We start from the raw sequence: 17,092 nt of genomic DNA, 5'->3' as shown, positions 1-17,092 counted from the left end.
AGAGGGGACGTGCCCTGCGAGACGGTGCGGCATATCCCTTCTCTCCGTCAGGCCCGGAGAAGGTGGCGGCAGCCGGATGAGAGCAGCATCCGCAGTACAACAACACCCGCCCGGCGGGAGGAAACGACATGAAAGAACGCATCTACCTATTCGACACGACGCTCCGGGACGGGCAGCAGACGCCCGGCATCGACTTTTCCGTCGAGGACAAGATTGCGATCGCCGCCATGCTGGATGAATTCGGCCTCGATTACGTCGAAGGCGGATATCCCGGCGCCAATCCGACCGACACCGCCTTCTTCAGCGAGAAGCGCACGAACCGCGCGACCTTCGTCGCCTTCGGCATGACGAAGCGGGCGGGCGTTTCTGTCTCGAACGATCCAGGCATCGCCGGGCTGCTGCAGGCGAAAAGCGACGCCATTTGTTTCGTCGCCAAGAGCTGGGACTATCATGTCGCTGTCGCCCTCGGCTGCACCAACGAGGAAAATCTCGAATGCATCGCCGAAAGCGTCAAGGCGGCGGTCGGCGCCGGCAAAGAGGCGATCGTCGACTGCGAACATTTCTTCGACGGCTTCAAGGCCAATCCGGCCTATGCGATCGCCTGCGCGAAGACCGCCTATGAAAGCGGCGCCCGCTGGGTCGTGCTCTGCGACACCAATGGCGGGACGCAGCCGCCGGAGGTCCGCGCTATCGTCGAAGCGGTGATCGCGTCAGGTGTTCCCGGCCGCTGTCTCGGCATTCACGCCCATAACGACACCGGCCAGGCCGTCGCCAATTCCTTGGCCGCGGTCGAAGCTGGCGTCCGGCAGATCCAGGGCACTTTGAACGGTATCGGCGAGCGCTGCGGCAACGCCAATCTGGTGACGCTGATCCCGACCCTGGCACTGAAGAGCGCTTACAACACACGCTTCGAAACGGCGATCGATGAGGAGCGGCTGCTGAACCTCACCCGCCTCTCGCATGCCTTCGACGAACTGCTCAACCGCTCACCTGACCACCAGATGCCCTATGTCGGCGCGTCCGCCTTCGCCACCAAGGCCGGCATTCACGCATCGGCGCTGCTGAAGGATCCGAAGACCTATGAACATGTGCCGCCGGAAAGCGTCGGCAACTTCCGAAAGGTCATGGTCTCCGACCAGGGCGGCAAGGCGAACTTCATCAATGCGCTGAAGCGGCGCGGCATCACCGTCGCCAAGGACGATCCGAAGCTCGACCTGTTGATCTTGATCGTCAAGGAACGGGAATCCATCGGCTATGCCTATGAGGGCGCCGATGCGAGCTTCGAACTCCTGGCGCATCGCACACTCGGCACCATCCCGGAATTCTTCACCATCGAAGGCTTCCGGGTGATGATCGAGCGCCGCTTCGACAGTCTCGGGCGGGTGAAAATCGTCTCGGAAGCGGTGGTCAAGATCACCATCGACGGACAGACGCTGATGTCGGTTGCCGACGCCGAAGGTCCGGTCAACGCGCTCGACCTGGCGCTACGCAAGGATTTCGGCAAGTACCAGCACGAGATCGACGATCTGGTGCTCGCCGATTTCAAGGTGCGCATCCTCAATGGCGGCACGGAGGCGATCACCCGCGTGCTGATCGAATCCACCGACAGCGACGGTGTGCGCTGGTGGACGGTCGGCGTTTCGGAAAACATCATCGACGCCTCGTTCCAGGCGCTGATGGATTCGGTCATCTACAAGCTGATGAAGAACCGGCAGCTCGCCGGCAAGATCGCGGCGGAATAAATCTCTGCCGTCGTCATTCGTCTATCGCTCGGGTTTTCGCTTCAAATCCTCTCAGCCTTCATTCAACGAAATGAATTGGCCTATTCACGGCGCTTAAGCTAGGCCGGATCAGAAGAAGAACAAAGATGGAAACACCCGATGTCGACCGATGCATCCGTTCCGTTGATCAAGAACGAAGATAGTCCGCGTGGTTTCGCCTTCGCGCTGACAGCCTATCTGCTCTGGGGCTTCCTGCCCTTCTATATGAAGGCGGTCGCACATATTCCGCCGGCCGAAGTCATCGCCCACCGCATCGTCTGGTCGCTGCCGCTGGCGGGGATCGTGTTGGTCCTGCTCGGGCGCACAGCGGATATCCGCGCGGCACTGCGCTCGCCGCGCATGCTGGCGATGGGGGCACTGACGGCGTCGCTGATCACTGTCAACTGGGGCACGTATGTCTGGGCGATCGGCGCCGGCCATTCGCTTGATGCAGCACTTGGCTATTTCATCAATCCGCTGTTCAGCATCTTCCTCGGCGCGGTGCTTCTGAAAGAGAAGCTGCAGCCGCTGCAGATCGCGGCGATCGCGCTTGCGGCCCTTGCCGTCGCCATTCTCGCCATCGATAGCGGCGGCATTCCATGGGTTGCGCTAACGCTGGCCGTCAGCTGGGGTTTTTATGCCTTGCTGCGCAAGACGCTGCCACTCGGGCCGAACCAGGGCTTCTTCCTCGAGGTTCTTATTCTGAGCGGGCCGGCCCTCGTCTACATTCTCTATCTCGAATATGGCAGCGGCCTGGGCCATTTCTACCGTACCGGCCTCGCCGATACGACCTTGCTGCTCGGCTGCGGTGTCATCACCGCGGTGCCGCTGATGATCTATGCCAACGGCGCCAAACTCCTGAAGCTGTCGACGATCGGCATCATGCAGTATATCGCGCCGACGATGATCTTCCTGATCGCCGTCTTCGCCTTTCACGAGCCGCTCGGCACGGCGCGCATGATCGCCTTCCCACTGATCTGGGCGGGGTTGTTCCTCTATAGCTGGTCTATGCTGAAGGGAAGCCGCGGGCGCTAAAGGCGCCCGCCCGGCCTACATCTTCGAAATTACCTCGTCCTCGCCGCCGCGATCGGCGGCGAGCTGGGCGGCCTGGGCCATGATCGCGGGAATGATGCCGGCGACGTCGTCGACGACGAGCGGCTGCACCCGGTGGGCGGTGTGCAGAAAACCTTCTTCGGTCATATGGCGCATCAGCTCCATCATCGGATCCCAGAAACCGTTGATATTGGCAAAGACCATTGGCTTTTCATGACGGCCGAGCTGCGCCCAGGTCATGATCTCGACGATTTCCTCCAGCGTGCCGATGCCGCCGGGCAGCGCGACGAAGGCATCGGAACGCTCGAACATCGTGTGTTTGCGTGCGTGCATGTCAGGGGTTACAATGAGTTCGTTGAGCTGACCGAGCGAATGGCGAGTCGCTTCCATATCGATCAGAAATTCCGGGATGATGCCCGTGACCTGACCGCCGCCTGAAAGCACCCCGCTCGCAACCGCGCCCATGATGCCTTTGGTACCTCCGCCATAGACGAGGCGCAGGCCGTATTCGGCGATCTCTCTTCCGAGAGCACGCCCGGCCGCCATGTGAGAAGGATCGCGTCCCGGCCTTGAGCCGCAGTAAACGCAGATGGATCGAATCGATACAGATTGTTCGGTCATAGGGCAAAACAACTATTCCATTTCAATGCAGTCAAGAAAATTGACTGAAAAGCAGCGTGCCGAGCTTGCGAAATTGCGTTGAATGCTTGTGAAAAGCATCGGAAATCGCTAGCAATTTCGGTTACTACGGCAAATTGCCGCCTTGGGAGACATAATGATGAAGAACCGTGCCGGCTTGCTGGCCCTTGCAGTGCTCGTAATCGCAATCCTACTGATGGTATTCTTCGTCATGCCGCGCATCGGCGGCGATGCATCCAAAGTCGGCGACGCCATCAACCAGGCGGGCACGGAGCTCAAGAGCACGGTTAACGAAGCGGCAAAGACATCACGCTCTGCCGTGGCCGACTCGGCTGCGGTCGTCGATCAGGTCAGACACCTTTCGACCGACGCCGGCGTGGCGCTCGGCGAGCTGAAGGCGTTGTTTGCCGACGGCAAAGGACCGGCCATCGATGTCTTCACCGCCGCCAAGACCAAGGCCATCAATGCGCTCACCGCACTTGTCGGCTTCACCGTTCCCGAGGGCATCGATCCCGCAACACAAGCCATTGCCGTCAAGGTTAAGGAAGGCGGCGCCAAGGCGCTCGCCATCGTGCAGTCGCTGCCGGAGAACATGGCGGATGCGCCTGCCGCGATTGCCAGGGCCGAAGCTGCGCTGACCGGTGCGCCCGAACCAGCCTCCGCCGCGACAACGGCAGCCGCGAATGCCGGCCCGAAGCTTCCGGCCTTCGACGTCCTGCGGGTCGAGCCTGATGGATCGACCGTCATCGCCGGCTCCGCCGAGCCGAACGGCAAGCTCGAAGTACTCGACGGCGAAAAGGTGGTGACGACGGCCGATATTGGCCCGAGCGGCGATTTCGCCGCCGTCCTCGACGATCCGCTTCCCGCCGGCGACCACCAGCTCGTGCTCAAGGTGACGGGCAAGGATGGCAAGACCGCGCTTTCCGAAGAAGTCGCCACCGTTTCCGTGCCGAAGGACGGCAATGCCGCAAACCTGCTCGCGATGGTCTCCAAGCCTGGCGCGGCGAGCCGCATCATCACTGCACCGACAGGGGACACCGAAGTCGCCGATGCCTCCAATCCGTTGGCGCCGGCTGCGGACAAGCCGGCAACTGGCGAGGCCGCGACTGCTCCCGCTGCAGCCGACGCGCCTGCCGCAACAGCAGCACCGACCGGCGAGCTGGCGCTGCAGACGCCTGGCCTGCCCGACGCCTCCGTCGGTGGGACAGATGCGGCGCCGGCCGTACCCGGTGCTGGCCAATCCGACAAGGCCACTGCGCCCGATGTGATGGTCAACGCCGTCGAGATCGAGGGCAACAAGATCTTCATTGCCGGCACGGCGCGGGCCAACGCCAAGGTCCTCGGTTATGCCGACGACAGCCTTGTCGGCCAGGACACGGCCGGATCCGACGGCCATTTCGTCATCGACGGTGTCGCGGCGCTTTCGGTCGGCGATCATAAGATTCGCGTCGACGTCGTCGATCCAGCGGGCAAGGTGATCGTGCGGGCCGCAGTGAACTTCAACCGCCCGGCGGGCGACCAGGTGCGGGTTGCTGCTCAAGCCGGCCCCGCTGATGCAAATGGCGCTTCCTCGATGGTACCCCTCGACGAAGGCGAACTCGGCAAGCTCAAGGCCGAAGCCGGCAAGGCGTTCGGGCTTTTAAAGGGGCTGTTTGCCGATGGTAAGCTGCCAGGTGCCGAACAGCTGGCGGCGGCGCGCTCGGCAACGGAATTCGCGCTGCGCTCTGTCGCCGACTTCCGCCCGGCGGCGGATGCGTCCGACAGCTTCAAGCAGGCCTCCGGCGCCTCCTCGCAAACCGCCGCCAAGGCGCTGAAGGTGCTGCAGGATCTGCCGAAGGATGCAAAATCGGTCGGCGCCGGTCTCGACGGGCTGGGCGCAATCATCGGTGAACTGACCGACACGCCCGCACCGGCCGCGCCCGCCGCAAACGATGCTGCGAGCAATCAGCCGAAGACGATCGAACAGGCGCCGCTGACGGCAAATAATGCGGCGGTCATCATCCGCCGCGGCGATACGCTGTGGCAGATATCGCGCCGAACCTATGGCCTCGGCGTGCGCTATACGACGATCTACATCGCCAACGAGGACAAAATCGTCGACCCGGATCGCATTCGTCCCGGCCAGATTTTCGGCCTGCCGAAGGACGCGCTGCCGAACGCCGAGGAACTGCACCGTAAACGGCTCTCCAAGCAGCACCTCTGAAAAGGCGGCAGCTTAAGCGCAACGCGACATGATGAAGCCAGGCGGGAGAAACGCCTGGCCTCACTTTTCCCGGCTACTGCACGTGTTGCATTCCTCGGCCCGACGCCCTATCTGCCGGTGGCGTTCGGGATTCAGGTAAGCGCGCCAGATGCGCCCCTGCCCCACGCCTTGCCGGACATCGAAGCAAATCATCCGGACTGGAGATACGGCATGGCAAACGGCAAGACAGTCTCGGAATCACACCTGCTGCGGACGCTTTTCAACCTCTGGCCCTATATGTGGCCGGCCGGGCGAACCGACCTCAAGATGCGTGTCGTCTGGGCGTCGGTCTATCTGCTGATCTCCAAGTTCGTGCTGCTGCTGGTCCCCTATTTCTTCAAGTGGTCCACCGATGCGCTGAACGGCAGAATGGACCTCGCCGGCACGGTACCGCCGCTCCTTGCCGGAGCCATCGCCCTTGTCATCGCCTATAACGTCACCCGGCTGATCCAGCTCGGTCTCAACCAGCTGCGCGACGCGCTCTTTGCCAGCGTCGGGCAACATGCCGTGCGCCAGCTCGCCTACAAGACCTTCGTGCATATGCACGAGCTTTCGCTGCGTTTCCATCTGGAGCGAAAGACCGGCGGGCTGTCGCGCATCATCGAGCGCGGCACCAAGGGCATCGAAACGATCGTGCGCTTCACGATCCTCAATTCCGTTCCGACCGTCATCGAATTCCTGCTGACGGCGGTGATCTTCTGGTGGGGCTACGGCTTTTCCTATCTTGCCGTCACCGCCTTCACCGTCTGGGCCTATATCTGGTTCACGATCCGCGCATCCGACTGGCGCATCGCGATTCGCCGGTCGATGAACGACAGCGACACCGACGCCAATACCAAGGCGATCGACTCTCTTCTCAATTTCGAAACCGTCAAATATTTCGGCAACGAGGAGATGGAGGCCAAACGCTTCGACAAATCGATGGAGCGCTACGAGAAAGCGGCGACCGACGTCTGGACGTCGCTCGGCTGGCTGAACTTCGGCCAGGGCGTCATTTTCGGTATCGGCACGACGATCATGCTGGTGCTGTCGGCGCTGGCGGTGCAGCGCGGCGAGCAGACGGTCGGCGATTTCGTCTTCGTCAATTCGATGCTGCTGCAGCTTTCCGTGCCGCTCAATTTCATCGGTTTCGTCTACCGCGAAATCCGCCAGGGTCTGACCGATATCGAGCAGATGTTCGACCTGCTTGAGGTGAAGGCCGAGGTCAAGGACGCCCCCGACGCTGCCGAGCTTCGGATCCGCCAGGGCGCGATCTCTTTCAAGGATGTGCACTTCGCTTACGATCCGGCCCGTCCTATCCTGAAGGGCATTTCCTTCGAGGTGCCGGCCGGCAAGACGGTCGCGGTGGTCGGGCCGTCGGGCGCCGGCAAATCGACGCTGTCGCGGCTGCTCTACCGTTTCTACGATATCCAGAGCGGCACCATCACGGTCGACGGCCAGGACATCCGCACCGTGACGCAGAAGAGCCTGCGCTCTGTGATCGGCATGGTGCCGCAGGATACCGTGCTGTTCAATGACACGGTCGCCTACAATATCCGCTACGGCCGCACGTCGGCCAGCGACGGCGAGGTGTTTGCAGCGGCCGAGGTGGCGCAGATCGCCCATTTCATCGAGGCGCTCCCCGAAGGCTTCGAGACCAAGGTCGGCGAGCGCGGGCTCAAGCTTTCCGGCGGCGAGAAACAGCGTGTGGCGATCGCCCGCACCATCCTCAAGGCGCCGCCGATCCTGATCCTCGACGAGGCGACGTCGGCTCTCGACACGACGACGGAACGGGAGATCCAGACCGCTCTCGACGTGGTTTCAAAGAATAGGACGACCTTGGTCATCGCCCACCGGCTTTCGACCGTCATCGGCGCCGACGAGATCATCGTGCTCAAAAGCGGCGAGATCGCCGAGCGCGGCACCCATGCCGCCCTCCTCGAAAGGAACGGCCTCTATGCCTCGATGTGGAACCGCCAGCGCGAGGCGACGCAGGCGGAGGAGCATCTGAAGCAGGTGCGCGACAGCGACGAGATGGGCGTGATCACGCGGCTTGCCCCGGCAAGCTGAAGCGGCAGGCGGTAGCGTTACCTCGCCACGAACGCAAATGTGGAATCGTTGGAACGATCTTCAGCAATCGGGTTTTTTGCGGCAAGGCTTATAGGCTGCTCGTGTCTTCCCGAACCTTCAGAATACGGTCTATAAGACCCCATTCAAGCGCTTCCTCCGCCGTCATGAAGCGGTCGCGATCCATCCCGCGCTCAAAGTCTTCGTAGGAACGTCCGCAATGCTCCGCGTAGAGCCGCGTCATGCGTTGCTTGGTCTTTAGAATTTCCTCGGCATGAATCAGCATGTCGGAAGCCTGCCCTTGAAAGCCGCCGGAGGGCTGATGAATGAGGATACTGGCATTGGGCAATGCGGCTCTTTCGCCGGGTTCGCCTGCCATCAGCAGGAACGACCCCATTGAACGGGCCGTCCCCATGCAAAGTGTATGGACCGGCGCACGGATGAAGCGCATGGTGTCGTACATGGCCAGGCCGCTGGTCACGGCGCCGCCCGGCGAATTGATATAGAGGTTGATGGGCTTTTTTGGGTTTTCCGCTTCCAGAAACAGCAGTTGCGCACAGACGAGGGCCGAAACGGTATCGTTCACCTCGCCATTGAGAAAGATAATCCGCTCGCGCAGAAGCCGGGAATAGATATCGAAGGATCGCTCCCCCCGGCTGGACTGTTCGACCACCATAGGGACGAGTTGCATCGCTTCGCGCATCGGCGACCTCCAGACTTTCAGAATTTAAGGGGAAGGCTCGCCGTGTTAGGCGGCGAGCATGAGGGGCGGGCTGTTGCTGTTCGCCGGCGCTCTTGCCATTCCATCGAATCTTGCGTCCGTCAGTTCGTGGACGATCCGAAGGCAGGTGCCGCCAGTGGCATTCGGGGTGATCGTGAACGTCACGGTGCTTTCAAGGAAAGGCGGGTTATCGTCACGCAGCTTGTAGCGAACTTCCTGGCCGGGGGTGACGGTGATCGCATCGGGATCAGCCAATGCTTCCTTCGGCAACCACCTTTCCCGAAGTTCGGGAATGGTGACGGCACGCCAGACCTTTTGCGGCGGATCGCCTAAGTCAAACTCCAACTCGACGCCGCTATCCTGCTCCTTGGTCTTCCCTTCGTTCATTGATCCATGTCCTTCAGCAAGACTTTGAGTGCTGCGATCCGCTCCGGCCAGTAGGCCCGGTATTTTGCGAGCCACTGGGCGATGAGAGCCAACCCATCGGGGTCGACTTCATAATTCACGAAACGCCCCTGTCGTTCTTCCCTCACGAGCTTTGCACTGCGCAGAACTGCGAGGTGTTGCGACATCGCCGGCTGGCTAATCTCCATGCCCTCGCGCAAGGCACTAGCGTTCATCCTCCCTGACGCCAGCTTCTCAAAGATCGCACGGCGGGTCGGGTCTGCCAAAGCTCGGAAAAAGTCATTCTCGATCATGCGAACACATAAGCACGTACTTATGCGATTCGCAAGCTATTTCGAGGCAGCTTTCTGTTGCTGCGGAAATCTAGACGATGTCCGCATCGGGCCGAAGGCGATCAAAAGCTACAAAGTGGGATCATAAAACCTTAGCGATTCCACATTTACGCTAGCGGCTGGGTAGCGTTACCGGCTTTTGTTGTTCAGAACCACGACAGCGGAACCAGGGCCAGGGTCGCAGCATTGCTCAGGAGCTGGTTTTTCGCTAACCAGCAAAAACCGAAAAGCAAGGAGACCGGCAGCCATGAGCCTGTTCAACACGGTTCGCAACACGATCGTGCCCGTGCACAAGGAGGGTTATCCCTTCGTCGCCGCCTTCTTCGTCGCATCGCTGGTGCTGGGCTGGATCTTCAAGCCGCTCTTCTGGATCGGCATGATCTTCACGCTCTGGTGCGCCTATTTCTTCCGTGATCCCGAGCGGGTGACCCCGCAGGACGACGATCTCGTGATCTCTCCCGCCGACGGCAAGGTCTCGGCGATCCAGATGGTGACCCCGCCGGCAGAGCTCGACCTCGGCTCCGAGCCGATGCTGCGCATCTCCGTCTTCATGAACGTCTTCAACTGCCATGTGAACCGGGCGCCGATGCGCGGGCGCATCGTCAGCATCAACTACCGCTCCGGTAGCTTCGTCAACGCCGAACTCGACAAGGCAAGCGAGGACAACGAGCGCAACGGACTGGTGATCGAAACGCGGCACGGCCAGATCGGCGTCGTACAGATTGCCGGCCTCGTGGCGCGGCGTATCCTGTGCTGGGCAAACACCAACGAGCCGCTGGACGCCGGCGAACGCTTCGGGCTGATCCGCTTCGGCTCGCGGCTCGACGTGTTCCTGCCCGCCGGTGCGGCGCCCCGCGTCTCGCTCGGCCAGACGGCGATTGCGGGGGAAACGGTCATTGCCGAATTCGCCTCGGCCAAGGGTTCGGTCATCAGCCGCCGCAGCTAAGGCGCGGAACCTCCGAGCCCTTGCCGGAATTGCTCTAGGAACGATTGGAACGCGACATGGAAACACCCTTTCCGCCTTTCGAACCAAACGGGCCGGATGATTCCGCCCGCGGCCCACGCCTGCGCGAGATTCCGTTCCGCCTCGTCTTTCCGAACCTCATCACCATTCTGGCGATCTGCGCCGGGCTGACCGGCATCCGGCTCGCTTTCGAGAACCGTTACGAGCTCGCTGTCGCGATGGTGCTGCTCGCCGCCTTCCTCGACGGCATCGACGGGCGCGTAGCGCGGCTGATGAAGGCGACTTCGAAGTTCGGCGCGCAGATGGATTCGCTTGCCGATATCGTCAATTTCGGCGTCGCGCCCGCGCTCGTCGTTTACGTTTTTGCCCTCGATCAGGCTCGTTCGCTGGGCTGGATCGCCGCCTTGATCTATGCGATCGCCGCCGGGCTTCGCCTTGCCCGCTTCAACGTCATGGCCGAGCGCGAAAACAAGGCGAGCTGGCAATCGGAATATTTCGTCGGAGTGCCAGCGCCGGCCGGCGCCATGCTGGTGCTGCTGCCGGTCTATCTCGGCTTCCTCGGTCTGGCGACGGACCGCACCTTCGCCTATCTCTCTTCGGTCTATACGGTCGCCATCGCCTTCCTGCTGATCAGCCGGCTGCCGGTCTGGTCGGGCAAATCGGAAGGCAACCGCTTGCGGCGCGATCTGGTGCTGCCGATGATGCTCGGCGTCGTGCTCTATGTGGCGCTGCTGATGAGCTACACCTGGGAGGTGATGGTCTTTACCGTTGCCGCCTATCTCGTCTCCCTTCCCTTCGGCGCACGCAGATGGCGGCGCAAATATGGTACGCTGACGATCGAGGAACCCGGCGTCGGCGACGACGATATTGGCCGGCACATCTGACCTCCGCGCGCTCCCGGATTCTCCCGGGCCACGGAATTGCTTCTCTCCCTGTTGTCACCTCCCGGATACATGCCCACGCGTTTTCCCGGGGAAAACCGCTTTGCGTTTTTTTTGGAACCGCTCCCTTCAGTAAGTATTAACCAACGTAGGCTTCAGTTAAGCCTCGCGAATTATGGTGGGCGTTCACAAATCCTGATAAGCGACGCCGCCGTTTTGTCGCTATTTCCGACGAAAAGCAAAATACAAAATACCCAGGGAAGCAACACGCAAGGAGAGTATCGTGACTTCGAAGAAGAGCAGTACCGGCGAACAACAGGCGGCCAAGCCAGACCTCGCCGCGAACTATCGCCCGGTCGGCTTGAAGGCCGTTGCCGCGGCATCGCTGATGACAAAGAACAAGCCGGACAGTGTCAAGAAATCCGCTTGAAGCGCCGAGCTTCGAACAGTAGCCATCCGGTTTCCGGCATGCCGCCATCCTAAGACTGCGGCATGGCTCTCGTGACATGCCTTCAGCATCGCAGCTGAGCCGAACAGGCGGCCGTGCCGGAAGCGGCCGATCCCGTTTTTAGAAAAAGCTGAGCTGGCCGTGATCCGGCTTTTGTTTCGCAGGCGCCTCGAGCGGTCTTTCGATGACGACCGGCTCCTGCAGGTCCGGTCCCATATTGGCAACCTTGTTGACCTTGTCGGAAATCGGTATGCCCTCGAAGAAATCACCCTGAGCAGGCTGCATCAGGTCGACCACCTCGCGCGGTTCCTGCGTCTTGCAATCGAGCCAACGCGAGAAGTCCGCCGGCTTTATGACGACAGGCATGCGATCGTGGATCGCGGAGATGCCCTCATTGGCTGACGTCGTCAGGATCGCACCGGTATCGACCTCCGAACCGTCGGCCGAGGACCATGTCTCGATCAGTCCGGCGAAGGCGACGACCCCGCCCTGGCGCGGCCTGATCCAATACGCCTGCGGCTTGCCGCCACTCTCCTTTGACGGGCGATGCCATTCGTAAAAACCTGAGGCCGGAATAAGCACACGGCGATGACGCATCGCCGCCCGAAACGAAGCCTTGCCGATCGCCGTCTCGGCGCGTGCATTGATCAGCAGCGGGAAATCCTTCGGGTCCTTGACCCAGCCCGGCGTGAAGCCCCAGCGCACGAGCACGGCGCGCCGGTCGGGCAGGTTGCTGCCCCGCTCCCTGCCCTCGCCCGCGATGACGACGAGGATCGGCTGCGTCGGGGCGATGTTGTAGCGCGCCGGGAAATCGTCGAGATCGAGACCGGAGAAGAAGTTGCGCAGGTCGGCGCTGGAACTTGTCAGGGCGAAACGTCCACACATCGGCCCGTCTTTGCACCCGGCCCGAGTCGGGTCAAGGCGCACTGCATGCTTGTGCATGACGTGTTTCAGGCTCGCGGCGCAAAGAGAATGACGCTCGCGCCGGCAAGGCAGATCAGCCCACCGCCGATATCATAACGATCGGGCACACGGCCTTCGATCAGCCACAGCCAGAAGAGCGAGGCAAGAATGTAGATGCCGCCATAGGCTGCGAAGGTTCGACCAGCGGCATCGCTCGGCACCAGCGTCAGAAGCCAGGCGAAAAGCGCGAGCGAGATCATGCCCGGCGCCAGCCACCAGATGGGCTTTTCAAGCTTCAGCCACACCCAGAAGGCGAAGCAGCCGACGATCTCGAAAACGGCGGCAAAGGCGTAAATGAGATAGGTCACGCAAAGCCCTTTCGAATATTTTGACTCCTTGTTGCACAGATGTCGTTATCTCGGGAGCCGCTGCGCAGATTTTGGGACTTGTCTCGGGAGCTATCCCACACGAAAATCGGGCAGGCCCGCTGCTGCGGCCCGCAATCATCAGCCCGTCGGATCGAATAGCCGTCACAGCAAGAGCAGCCATGACCTCCACCGCCAAAGCCGCCTCCTCCGCCATTCTCGAACGCGACGGACGATTCCTTCTGGTGTTGCGGCGCAACCCGCCCTCCGCCGACATGTATGCCTTTCCCGGCGGGCGCGCCGAGCCGGGCGAAACGCCGGAGCAGACGGCGCTGCGGGAGTTCCGCGAGGAAACCGGCATCGCGGCGCATAATCCGCGGCTGTTTTCGACCTATGACCTCAAGACGCACGGGCCGGATGGCAGCATCAGGAGCCATTTCTTCCTCTCGGTCTTTTGTGTCGACGCCGACCGGGAAATGGTGGCGGAAGCCGCCGACGATGCGGCGGCGCTCGGCTGGTATACGGTGGAGGAGATCCGGCGGCTGCCTGTGCCGCAAAGCGTGCTCGAATGCGCGGAACGACTGGCGGGCGGTGAATAGAAGTGGAAACTTTCAGGCGCGCCTTGTTGCCGTCACGCTCAACGTATCAACTGACAGCATGATTCCCGTTCGACGCGTTGTCCTGTCCCTGCTCGTGCTTGCCGGCCCCGCCATGGCTCAGGGCAAGCATACGGCGCCTGCGCAGGAGGAGACTGCGCCGCCGGTCGCGACCGTGCCCTATGACGACAAGCTGGCGCGACTCGCCGAAGTGCTGGGTTCGGTGCATTATCTGAGAACGCTCTGCAAGGCGCCGGGCGGGGATGAGTGGCGGGAAGGCATGAAGCAGCTGCTCGATTCGGAGACCGGCAACGAGCCGCAACGCAAGGAAAGGCTCACCGCCGCCTTCAATCGCGGCTACCGGGCCTTCGCTTCCGTCTATACGGATTGCACCCCGGCGGCCATCGTGGCAGAAGAGCGCTACCGTAACGAAGGTGCAACACTCGCCACAGAAATTACCTCGCGCTTTGGAAATTGACGATTAATTAACCTGTTTTCGCATGCGGGCGTGTCGTTTTGGGAAAAGGCTGTTAGTGTTATTAACGGTGCAGTAAGACATGAGAAGTTCTGAGGAAAAGACAATGGAAGCAAGCCTCAACGACATCGACGACATGATCGTCCACGAAAAGATGCAGGCGGCTCTGGAGTACCAGAACGAGGCTTGGGCCGACGGCATGGCCGACGGGATCGAGCCGGAGATCATAGCTGATGCCGCCATCGCGCATGCCCTGCGCGAAACCATCCGATTGCACGGGGAAAACAGCGCCGAAGCTCTGCTCGATTCGCTGCGCGACCGTATGCTTGCCGGCGAATTTTCCGCCAACCGCACCCTGCAATAATTATCTCAGAGAGTTCGATGCGCATCGGTAAAGAGAAAGTTCCGCGAATTCGGCTCGCGCCGGTGCTGCTTGCGTTCAGCCTTGCCGCCGGCAACGTCCTCCTCGCGCCCTCGGCCTACGCACTTTCCGAACTCCACAAAATCCCCGGCCAGGCCCCTAGCGACGCGCCGCCCGCACAGGGGAGTGCTGAGGGGCAGAACCAGACCCAGGGTACCACTCCTGGCGTTCCCATGGCCGAGCCGCTGGTCAACAGCCAGAACAATCAGGGCGTCGACAAGACGCCTGGCGCCCAGGACGCATCCAAGCCGGTCGAGGTGATTTACGACATAAACAAGGCGCCCGAGCCGGTTCGCAAAATGCGCCAACAGATCGTCGAGGCCGCCGCCTCCGGCGATCTCGAACGGTTGCGGCCGCTGATGGGCACCGGAAAAGACCAGACGCAGGTGACGGTGGGTGAAGCGACCGACGACCCGATCGGCACACTGAAAGACCTCTCCGGCGATCCCGACGGAGATGAAATTCTCGCCATCATGCTCGATATCGTCTCAACCGGTTTCGTCCATGTCGGCCAGGGCACATCAGACGACATGTATGTCTGGCCCTATTTCGCCGAGAAGGATCTGAAGTCGCTGACGCCGCCGGAGCGAGTTGAGTTGCTGCGCATCGTGACCGCCGGCGACCTTTCCGACATGCAGGAATTCGGCGGCTATAATTTCTACCGCCTCGGCATTACGCCGGACGGCAAGTGGAAGTTCTTCACGGCGGGCGACTGACTCCGCCTCGCATGCGTCTTCCGCATGTCGCATGGCGCTTGCGATCCACTTCACGAAGTCATACCTCTGAGCGACGACCAACGCGACAGGTTTCGCCATGCCAGCCGTATTCCTGAAAGACCGCTCCCTGCTCTCCGTCGGCGGTGCGGACGCCCAATCCTTCCTGCAGAACCTGATCACCACCGATATCGTCTCGCTGGCGCCCGACGAGGCACGCCCGGGAGCCCTGCTGACGCCGCAGGGCAAGATCCTGTTCGACTTCATGGTCTCGCAGGGCGGCGACGGCTACCTGATCGAAACGGATGTCGGCCAGAACGACGGGCTGCTGAAGCGCCTGACGATGTACAGGCTGCGGGCCGCCATTACGCTTACGCTCCTCGCTGAGAATGGCGTTACCGTTTGCTGGGCCGAAGATGCCGATCGCATCGGGGGTGCCCGAGACAGCCGCTTCGCCAAGGCGGGTGTCCTGCTCAGCCGCCGGGCAGGAAGGCATGGCGATGACGCGTCCGCGCTCTACGAGGCGCTGCGCATCCGCCACGGTATTGTCACCTCCGGATCGGACTTCGCCTTGCAGGATGCCTTCCCGCATGACGTGCTGATGGATCTGAACGACGGCCTCTCGTTCAAGAAAGGCTGCTATGTCGGCCAGGAGGTCGTCTCGCGGATGCAGCACCGCGGCACGGCGCGCCGGCGCGTCGTCACCGTGTCCGCCGCCACGGACTTGCCTCAAGCGGGCACGGAGATCACGGCCGCTGGCAAGCCTGTGGGGACACTCGGTTCGGTCGAGGGCGGCAGCGGGCTTGCGATCGTGCGAATCGACCGCGCCGGTGCTGCGATGGCGGAAGGCACGCCGCTGCTGGCCGGCCAAACGCCGGTTTCTCTCGCCCTGCCGCAATGGTCCGGCCTTGTCTTCCCCACCAGCGGCGACGAGGCCAGCACGTGACGGCCAAAGCTCCGCGTGCCTGGCAACGCATGCTGTCGGGGCGCAGGCTCGACTTGCTCGACCCCTCGCCGCTCGATGTCGAACTCGCCGATATCGCCCATGGTCTCGCGCGCGTGGCACGCTGGAACGGTCAGACATCAGGCGATCATGCCTTTTCGGTGGCGCAGCACAGCCTCGTCGTCGAAGATATTTTCCGTCGCACCAACAATGCGCGGCCGGAGGAATGTCTGATGGCGCTGCTCCATGACGCGCCCGAATATGTGATCGGCGACATGATCTCGCCGTTCAAATCCGTGGTCGGCGGCGGCTATAAGGCGGTGGAAATGCGGCTGGAGGCCGCCGTGCACCTGCGCTTCGGCCTGCCGCCTCATCCATCGCGCGATCTCAAGGACCGGATCAAGAAGGCCGACACGATCGCGGCCTATTTCGAGGCGACGGTACTTGCCGGCTTCACGCCCGCCGAGGCGCAGAAATTCTTCGGCCAGCCACGCGGCATCAGCAAGGAGATGTTGCTGATCGAACCCTTGCCGGCGATTGAGGCACAGCGGTTGTTCTGTCAACGCTTTGCGGCGATTGAAGCCGAGCGGGGGATAGTATCGTGAGCTTCATCGTCGTCTCGCCGCTGTCACGTATCGCCGAAATGGCGGTGCGCCACAAGGCGCGCGACATGATCAGCCTGATCGCCAAAGAACAGAGCTTTCATCGGCCGGGTGTGATCGCGCCCGATCGTCACCTGACGCTTTCGATAAACGACATCACCTTCAAGGGCACGGGCGGTCTGGTGGCGCCTGACGAAACGCATGTGCAGGCGATCATCGAGTTTGCTGCATCGTGGCGACAGGAGACACCGCTGCTCATCCATTGCTGGATGGGCGTGTCGCGATCGCCGGCCGCCGCACTCATCGCAGCGCTATCGATCGCGCCGGATCAGGACGAGGAAGGACTTGCCCGTCGGTTGCGCGCCGCCTCGCCTTTCGCGACGCCGAACGCCCGGCTGATCGAGATCGGCGACACATTGCTTGACCGCGGCGGCCGGCTGGTTGCCGCCGTACGGGCAATCGGGCGCGGCGCCGATGCCGATGGCAATGCGCCCTTCCTGCTTGGGCTCCGCGACGACGCCTGCGGTTGACGCTGCTGCCGTCTGCTCCATCTTGGCCTCGACCTACGAACAATTCTCAAGGC

Annotated in this window: 20 protein-coding genes; 14 read left to right on the top strand and 6 right to left on the bottom strand. The window is 61.9% G+C overall.

What is annotated here, in order from left to right; genetic code table 11:
- Window positions 1-128 precede the first annotated feature (128 nt).
- Together cimA and rarD are read left to right on the top strand one after the other, a co-directional pair.
- On the top strand, window positions 129-1,742 hold the full coding sequence (cimA, locus tag B5E41_RS19555) for a citramalate synthase (protein WP_088395725.1): 1,614 nt from the start codon (window positions 129-131) through the stop codon (window positions 1,740-1,742).
- Between the two features lie 138 nt (window positions 1,743-1,880).
- Entirely contained in the window at window positions 1,881-2,795 is a 915-nt protein-coding gene (gene rarD, locus B5E41_RS19550) for an EamA family transporter RarD (RefSeq protein ID WP_088395724.1), read from the top strand.
- A gap of 15 nt (window positions 2,796-2,810) precedes the next feature.
- Here rarD and B5E41_RS19545 read toward each other — a convergent pair whose 3' ends face one another.
- Entirely contained in the window at window positions 2,811-3,434 is a 624-nt protein-coding gene (locus tag B5E41_RS19545; protein ID WP_085859071.1) for an LOG family protein, read from the bottom strand.
- A gap of 154 nt (window positions 3,435-3,588) precedes the next feature.
- On the opposite strand from B5E41_RS19545, the gene B5E41_RS19540 reads away from it, so the two are divergent.
- Both B5E41_RS19540 and B5E41_RS19535 read left to right on the top strand, forming a co-directional pair.
- A complete protein-coding gene (locus B5E41_RS19540) occupies window positions 3,589-5,655 on the top strand; it encodes a LysM peptidoglycan-binding domain-containing protein (RefSeq protein WP_088395723.1) in 2,067 nt (688 codons plus the stop codon).
- A 210-nt stretch (window positions 5,656-5,865) separates the two neighbouring features.
- On the top strand, window positions 5,866-7,743 hold the full coding sequence (locus B5E41_RS19535; protein ID WP_088395722.1) for an ABCB family ABC transporter ATP-binding protein/permease: 1,878 nt from the start codon (window positions 5,866-5,868) through the stop codon (window positions 7,741-7,743).
- Between the two features lie 88 nt (window positions 7,744-7,831).
- Here B5E41_RS19535 and B5E41_RS19530 read toward each other — a convergent pair whose 3' ends face one another.
- The 3 genes from B5E41_RS19530 to B5E41_RS19520 are packed head-to-tail and all read right to left on the bottom strand — an operon-like array spanning window position 7,832 to window position 9,159.
- On the bottom strand, window positions 7,832-8,443 hold the full coding sequence (locus B5E41_RS19530) for an ATP-dependent Clp protease proteolytic subunit (RefSeq protein ID WP_064801560.1): 612 nt from the start codon (window positions 8,441-8,443) through the stop codon (window positions 7,832-7,834).
- A gap of 45 nt (window positions 8,444-8,488) precedes the next feature.
- The gene (locus tag B5E41_RS19525) at window positions 8,489-8,848 is read right to left on the bottom strand and encodes an SRPBCC family protein (RefSeq protein ID WP_088395721.1); all 360 of its coding nucleotides are present in this window, start codon (window positions 8,846-8,848) and stop codon (window positions 8,489-8,491) included.
- Window positions 8,845-9,159 (bottom strand): ArsR/SmtB family transcription factor, encoded by a 315-nt coding sequence (locus B5E41_RS19520; protein ID WP_088395720.1) that lies wholly within the window; start codon window positions 9,157-9,159, stop codon window positions 8,845-8,847. Before B5E41_RS19520 ends, B5E41_RS19525 begins: the two co-directional genes overlap by 4 nt.
- A gap of 178 nt (window positions 9,160-9,337) precedes the next feature.
- On the opposite strand from B5E41_RS19520, the gene B5E41_RS19515 reads away from it, so the two are divergent.
- The 3 genes from B5E41_RS19515 to B5E41_RS31800 all read left to right on the top strand — a co-directional run bounded on the left by B5E41_RS19515 (window position 9,338) and on the right by B5E41_RS31800 (window position 11,473).
- The gene (locus B5E41_RS19515; protein ID WP_342588083.1) at window positions 9,338-10,144 is read left to right on the top strand and encodes a phosphatidylserine decarboxylase; all 807 of its coding nucleotides are present in this window, start codon (window positions 9,338-9,340) and stop codon (window positions 10,142-10,144) included.
- Between the two features lie 56 nt (window positions 10,145-10,200).
- A complete protein-coding gene (gene pssA, locus B5E41_RS19510) occupies window positions 10,201-11,046 on the top strand; it encodes a CDP-diacylglycerol--serine O-phosphatidyltransferase (protein ID WP_064801555.1) in 846 nt (281 codons plus the stop codon).
- A 280-nt stretch (window positions 11,047-11,326) separates the two neighbouring features.
- On the top strand, window positions 11,327-11,473 hold the full coding sequence (locus B5E41_RS31800) for a hypothetical protein (RefSeq protein ID WP_176439441.1): 147 nt from the start codon (window positions 11,327-11,329) through the stop codon (window positions 11,471-11,473).
- A 138-nt stretch (window positions 11,474-11,611) separates the two neighbouring features.
- Here the strand turns inward: B5E41_RS31800 and B5E41_RS19505 are convergent, their stop codons facing one another.
- Window positions 11,612-12,376 (bottom strand): SOS response-associated peptidase, encoded by a 765-nt coding sequence (locus B5E41_RS19505; protein ID WP_088395718.1) that lies wholly within the window; start codon window positions 12,374-12,376, stop codon window positions 11,612-11,614.
- Between the two features lie 65 nt (window positions 12,377-12,441).
- Entirely contained in the window at window positions 12,442-12,762 is a 321-nt protein-coding gene (locus B5E41_RS19500; protein WP_088395717.1) for a YnfA family protein, read from the bottom strand.
- A 179-nt stretch (window positions 12,763-12,941) separates the two neighbouring features.
- Here B5E41_RS19500 and B5E41_RS19495 point away from each other — a divergent pair, with 179 nt between their 5' ends.
- The 7 genes from B5E41_RS19495 to B5E41_RS19465 all read left to right on the top strand — a co-directional run bounded on the left by B5E41_RS19495 (window position 12,942) and on the right by B5E41_RS19465 (window position 17,039).
- The gene (locus tag B5E41_RS19495; protein WP_088395716.1) at window positions 12,942-13,358 is read left to right on the top strand and encodes an NUDIX hydrolase; all 417 of its coding nucleotides are present in this window, start codon (window positions 12,942-12,944) and stop codon (window positions 13,356-13,358) included.
- A gap of 58 nt (window positions 13,359-13,416) precedes the next feature.
- Window positions 13,417-13,833, top strand: a complete 417-nt coding sequence (locus B5E41_RS19490) for a TIGR02301 family protein (RefSeq protein WP_088395715.1) — start codon at window positions 13,417-13,419, stop codon at window positions 13,831-13,833.
- Between the two features lie 103 nt (window positions 13,834-13,936).
- The gene (locus B5E41_RS19485) at window positions 13,937-14,194 is read left to right on the top strand and encodes a hypothetical protein (protein WP_020920882.1); all 258 of its coding nucleotides are present in this window, start codon (window positions 13,937-13,939) and stop codon (window positions 14,192-14,194) included.
- A 17-nt stretch (window positions 14,195-14,211) separates the two neighbouring features.
- Window positions 14,212-14,967, top strand: coding sequence for a hypothetical protein (locus B5E41_RS19480; protein WP_088395714.1), 756 nt, complete (start codon window positions 14,212-14,214; stop codon window positions 14,965-14,967).
- 97 nt (window positions 14,968-15,064) lie between these two features.
- Entirely contained in the window at window positions 15,065-15,910 is an 846-nt protein-coding gene (ygfZ, locus tag B5E41_RS19475) for a CAF17-like 4Fe-4S cluster assembly/insertion protein YgfZ (protein ID WP_088395713.1), read from the top strand.
- 29 nt (window positions 15,911-15,939) lie between these two features.
- Complete coding sequence (locus B5E41_RS19470; RefSeq protein ID WP_088395825.1) at window positions 15,940-16,512, top strand: HD domain-containing protein; 573 nt, start codon at window positions 15,940-15,942, stop codon at window positions 16,510-16,512.
- Entirely contained in the window at window positions 16,509-17,039 is a 531-nt protein-coding gene (locus B5E41_RS19465; protein ID WP_088395712.1) for a tyrosine phosphatase family protein, read from the top strand. Before B5E41_RS19470 ends, B5E41_RS19465 begins: the two co-directional genes overlap by 4 nt.
- The last annotated feature ends 53 nt before the right edge of the window (window positions 17,040-17,092 follow it).

This window comes from Rhizobium esperanzae (assembly GCF_002204185.1).
GTDB lineage: Bacteria > Pseudomonadota > Alphaproteobacteria > Rhizobiales > Rhizobiaceae > Rhizobium > Rhizobium esperanzae.
Note: the sequence above shows the minus strand (reverse complement) of the source record. Positions and strands in the feature narration are given on the sequence as shown.

What these genes read in the sequence shown, in the direction of transcription:
- cimA (WP_088395725.1), top strand. Translation starts at nt 129, where the DNA reads ATGAAAGAACGCATCTACCTATTCGACACGACGCTCCGGGACGGGCAG.
- rarD (WP_088395724.1), top strand. Translation starts at nt 1,881, where the DNA reads ATGTCGACCGATGCATCCGTTCCGTTGATCAAGAACGAAGATAGTCCG.
- B5E41_RS19545 (WP_085859071.1), bottom strand. Translation starts at nt 3,434, where the DNA reads ATGACCGAACAATCTGTATCGATTCGATCCATCTGCGTTTACTGCGGC.
- B5E41_RS19540 (WP_088395723.1), top strand. Translation starts at nt 3,589, where the DNA reads ATGATGAAGAACCGTGCCGGCTTGCTGGCCCTTGCAGTGCTCGTAATC.
- B5E41_RS19535 (WP_088395722.1), top strand. Translation starts at nt 5,866, where the DNA reads ATGGCAAACGGCAAGACAGTCTCGGAATCACACCTGCTGCGGACGCTT.
- B5E41_RS19530 (WP_064801560.1), bottom strand. Translation starts at nt 8,443, where the DNA reads ATGCGCGAAGCGATGCAACTCGTCCCTATGGTGGTCGAACAGTCCAGC.
- B5E41_RS19525 (WP_088395721.1), bottom strand. Translation starts at nt 8,848, where the DNA reads ATGAACGAAGGGAAGACCAAGGAGCAGGATAGCGGCGTCGAGTTGGAG.
- B5E41_RS19520 (WP_088395720.1), bottom strand. Translation starts at nt 9,159, where the DNA reads ATGATCGAGAATGACTTTTTCCGAGCTTTGGCAGACCCGACCCGCCGT.
- pssA (WP_064801555.1), top strand. Translation starts at nt 10,201, where the DNA reads ATGGAAACACCCTTTCCGCCTTTCGAACCAAACGGGCCGGATGATTCC.
- B5E41_RS19505 (WP_088395718.1), bottom strand. Translation starts at nt 12,376, where the DNA reads ATGTGTGGACGTTTCGCCCTGACAAGTTCCAGCGCCGACCTGCGCAAC.
- B5E41_RS19495 (WP_088395716.1), top strand. Translation starts at nt 12,942, where the DNA reads ATGACCTCCACCGCCAAAGCCGCCTCCTCCGCCATTCTCGAACGCGAC.
- B5E41_RS19490 (WP_088395715.1), top strand. Translation starts at nt 13,417, where the DNA reads ATGATTCCCGTTCGACGCGTTGTCCTGTCCCTGCTCGTGCTTGCCGGC.
- B5E41_RS19485 (WP_020920882.1), top strand. Translation starts at nt 13,937, where the DNA reads ATGGAAGCAAGCCTCAACGACATCGACGACATGATCGTCCACGAAAAG.
- B5E41_RS19480 (WP_088395714.1), top strand. Translation starts at nt 14,212, where the DNA reads ATGCGCATCGGTAAAGAGAAAGTTCCGCGAATTCGGCTCGCGCCGGTG.
- ygfZ (WP_088395713.1), top strand. Translation starts at nt 15,065, where the DNA reads ATGCCAGCCGTATTCCTGAAAGACCGCTCCCTGCTCTCCGTCGGCGGT.
- B5E41_RS19470 (WP_088395825.1), top strand. Translation starts at nt 15,940, where the DNA reads ATGCTGTCGGGGCGCAGGCTCGACTTGCTCGACCCCTCGCCGCTCGAT.